Source organism: Yoonia sp., assembly GCF_017854415.1.
Taxonomy (GTDB): Bacteria; Pseudomonadota; Alphaproteobacteria; order Rhodobacterales; family Rhodobacteraceae; genus Yoonia.
In genome coordinates, this window is record NZ_JAFMHR010000207.1 from 1 (window position 1) to 3245 (window position 3245).

A 3245-nucleotide genomic window follows, 5' to 3' on the forward strand; every position below is an offset into this window, starting at 1 on the left:
GTGAGCGCATCGTGAAACCTTTCGTGTGATGACGCCTTCAACCCTGTGCATTGATACGATCCAAGGATAGCATTTGGGCGACATAAGATGTCGCATTCGGAACCGCATGCAGGTTTGTGCGCGCCATAGTAACCAAAAACCAGCATGGAGCCTTTGCGATGAAAACGACCACCCAAGCCGTCATTATCGGAGGCGGCGTTGTTGGCTGTTCCGTGCTATATCACCTGACGAAACTTGGCTGGTCCGATGTGATGCTGCTGGAACGTTCTGAGCTGACATCGGGATCAACGTGGCACGCCGCGGGTGGTTTTCATACGCTCAATGGCGACACAAACATGGCCGCATTGCAAGGCTATACCATCAAGCTGTACCGCGAACTGGAAGAACTGACAGGCATGTCTTGCGGCTTGCATCACGTGGGTGGCGTGACACTGGCCGACAACCAAGACCGCTTTGATATGCTGGTCGCAGAACGCGCCAAGCACCGTTATATGGGGCTAGAAACCGAAATCGTCAGCCCCGAAGAAATTGCCAAGATTGCCCCGATCACCAATCTTGATGGGATAGTGGGCGGGTTATATGATCCGCTGGATGGGCATCTGGACCCATCGGGCACCACCCACGCATATGCCAAGGCCGCGCGGATGGGCGGCGCCACAATCGAATTGCATACCAAAGTGATCGAGACGAACCAGCGTCCTGACGGCACTTGGGATGTTGTGACTGACAAGGGCACAATTCACGCGGAACATGTGGTCAATGCGGCAGGTCTTTGGGCACGCGAAGTCGCCGCGATGGCCGGATCATATGTGCCGCTGCACCCGATGGAACACCAATATATCGTCACCGATGACTTGGCTGAAATCTATGATCGCGACAGCGAGCACCCGCATGTGATGGACCCCGCAGGTGAAAGCTATCTGCGCCAAGAAGGGCGCGGGCTATGCATCGGGTTCTACGAACAGCCCTGCAAACCGTGGGCGGTAGATGGTACACCTTGGGACTTTGGGCACGAATTGCTGCCTGACAATCTGGACAAAATCGAAGCGTCAATTGAATTTGCTTACAAGCGCTTCCCGATCTTGGAAACAGCCGGCGTCAAATCCGTGATCCACGGCCCATTTACCTTTGCACCTGATGGCAACCCGTTGGTTGGACCTGTGCCGGGACTGCAAAATTACTGGTCCGCTTGCGGTGTCATGGCGGGCTTTAGCCAAGGTGGGGGTGTCGGCTTGATGTTGGCGCAATGGATGGTCACAGGCGAATGCGAACGCGATGTCACGGCGATGGACGTAGGCCGCTATGGTAAATGGATCACGCCGGGATACACGCGGCCAAAAGTGATCGAAAACTACCAGAACCGTTTTTCGGTCAGCTATCCAAACGAAGAATTACCCGCCGCCCGTCCGCATCGTACCACGCCGATGTACGACATTTTCAGCGATCTTGGGGCCGTCTGGGGGCATCAATTCGGCCTCGAAGTGCCTAACTATTTTGCGCAAAGCGGTGAACCTTCCTATGAAACGCCGACCTTCCGCCGCTCGGATGCATTCAGCGCCACAGCCCGCGAAGTCAAAGCGGTGCGCGCAGGTGTCGGTATCAACGAGGTGCAGAATTTCGGCAAATTTGCAATCACGGGCAAAGGTGCGCGTGCATGGCTCGACCGGATTATGGCGGGCCGTACTCCGCAACCGGGGCGCATGTCGCTGACGCCGATGCTGTCGCCCAAGGGCAGACTTTGGGGGGATTTTACCGTATCTTGCCTGTCAGAAACTGAATTTCAAATTACCGCCAGCTATGGGGCGCAAGACATCCACCACCGTTGGTTCATGCAAAACGCGGCAGATGACGCGCGGATCGAAAATATCTCTGACAGACGCAATGGTTTCCAGATCGCAGGGCCCCGCGCGCGTGATTTACTGATGGCCTGCACGCGCGATAACGTGGCCGCGATGAAATTCATGGATGTGTGCCGCATGACCGTCGGTCAGGTCGCCTGTATCGTGCAGCGCGTCAGCTATACAGGTGATCTAGGGTTCGAGATTTACTGCGATCCAATGGATCAACGGCAACTTTGGTGGACGCTTTGGCAAGCAGGGCAACCAATGGGGATTACCCCGTTTGGCATGCGCGCGATGATGTCACTGCGGCTTGACAAGTTCTTTGGCTCTTGGCTGTCCGAGTTTTCGCCTGATTACACCGCCGCAGAAACCGGCATGGACCGCTTTATCAGTTTCAAAAAGAACACTGATTTCGTCGGGCGCGCGGCAGCAGAGGCAGAGCGTGCCAATCCCCCTGCCCGAATGTCCGTCGTGTTCGAGGTTGATGCAGATGATGCCGATGTTGTGGCCTATGAGCCCGTGTTCATAAACGGCGAAGTGCAAGGGTTCTGCACATCGGGCGGGTATTCGCATCACGCGGGCAAGTCGATTGCGCTTGCGCTAATTCCGCGTGCAAAAGCCACGGATGAGTTAGAAGTCGAGATTGAAATCATGGGCCAGATGCGGCGCGCGCGGCGGATCACAACCCCGCTTTTTGACCCTGAAGGGGCGGCAATGCGCGGATGATCCCGATCCTGATCCTAGCTGCAGGCACGTCATCGCGGATGCGTGGCCGTGACAAGATGCTTGAGGATGTTGGCGGCGTGCCCTTGTTGCGCAAGCAAGTCCACATGGCGATCGGAACCGGACATCCTGTTTTTATAGCACTGGGGCCGCAAATGGCGCAGCGGCATGACACTTTCAGAGATCTGGATGCAACAGCGATCACCGTGACTCAAGCGGCGGAAGGATTGTCTGGCACGCTGCGTGGCGCAATCGCACAACTGCCGCAATGCGAAGCCTTTATGATTGTGCTTGCGGATTTGGTGGCACTGACCACGAAGGATTTGCAGGATGTATTGAACGCCCGAGACGAACAGCCCGACTGCACCGTTTGGCGTGGTGCGACCCAGGATGGCAAACCGGGGCATCCCATCTTGATTGATCAAAGTTTGCGGTCATCTTTTGCAGCGTTGCAAGGCGATCATGGCGGTGACAACATCTTGCAAACGTTGCGTGACAAAACATGTCTTGTGCGCCTAAAAAACCAACACGCACGGTACGATCTTGATACGCCCGAAGAGTGGGCGGCGTGGCGAGCTACTATTTCTTGAAGATCAGGTTGGCTTCGCGCCGTGATAGTGATGCACGAGAGTGTCCGACCTTCTGTGTATTAGCAATATGGTCCATGCTTCATTAACGAAG

2 protein-coding genes are annotated in these 3245 nt (G+C 55.7%); both read left to right on the top strand.

All coding sequences use genetic code 11. The annotated features are described in order from the left end of the window. The first annotated feature begins 158 nt into the window (after positions 1-158). Positions 159-2567 (top strand): FAD-dependent oxidoreductase, encoded by a 2409-nt coding sequence (locus QZ197_RS15450; protein WP_296433075.1) that lies wholly within the window; start codon positions 159-161, stop codon positions 2565-2567. Beyond that, positions 2564-3154 (top strand): nucleotidyltransferase family protein, encoded by a 591-nt coding sequence (locus QZ197_RS15455; RefSeq protein ID WP_296433078.1) that lies wholly within the window; start codon positions 2564-2566, stop codon positions 3152-3154. Before QZ197_RS15450 ends, QZ197_RS15455 begins: the two co-directional genes overlap by 4 nt. The last annotated feature ends 91 nt before the right edge of the window (positions 3155-3245 follow it).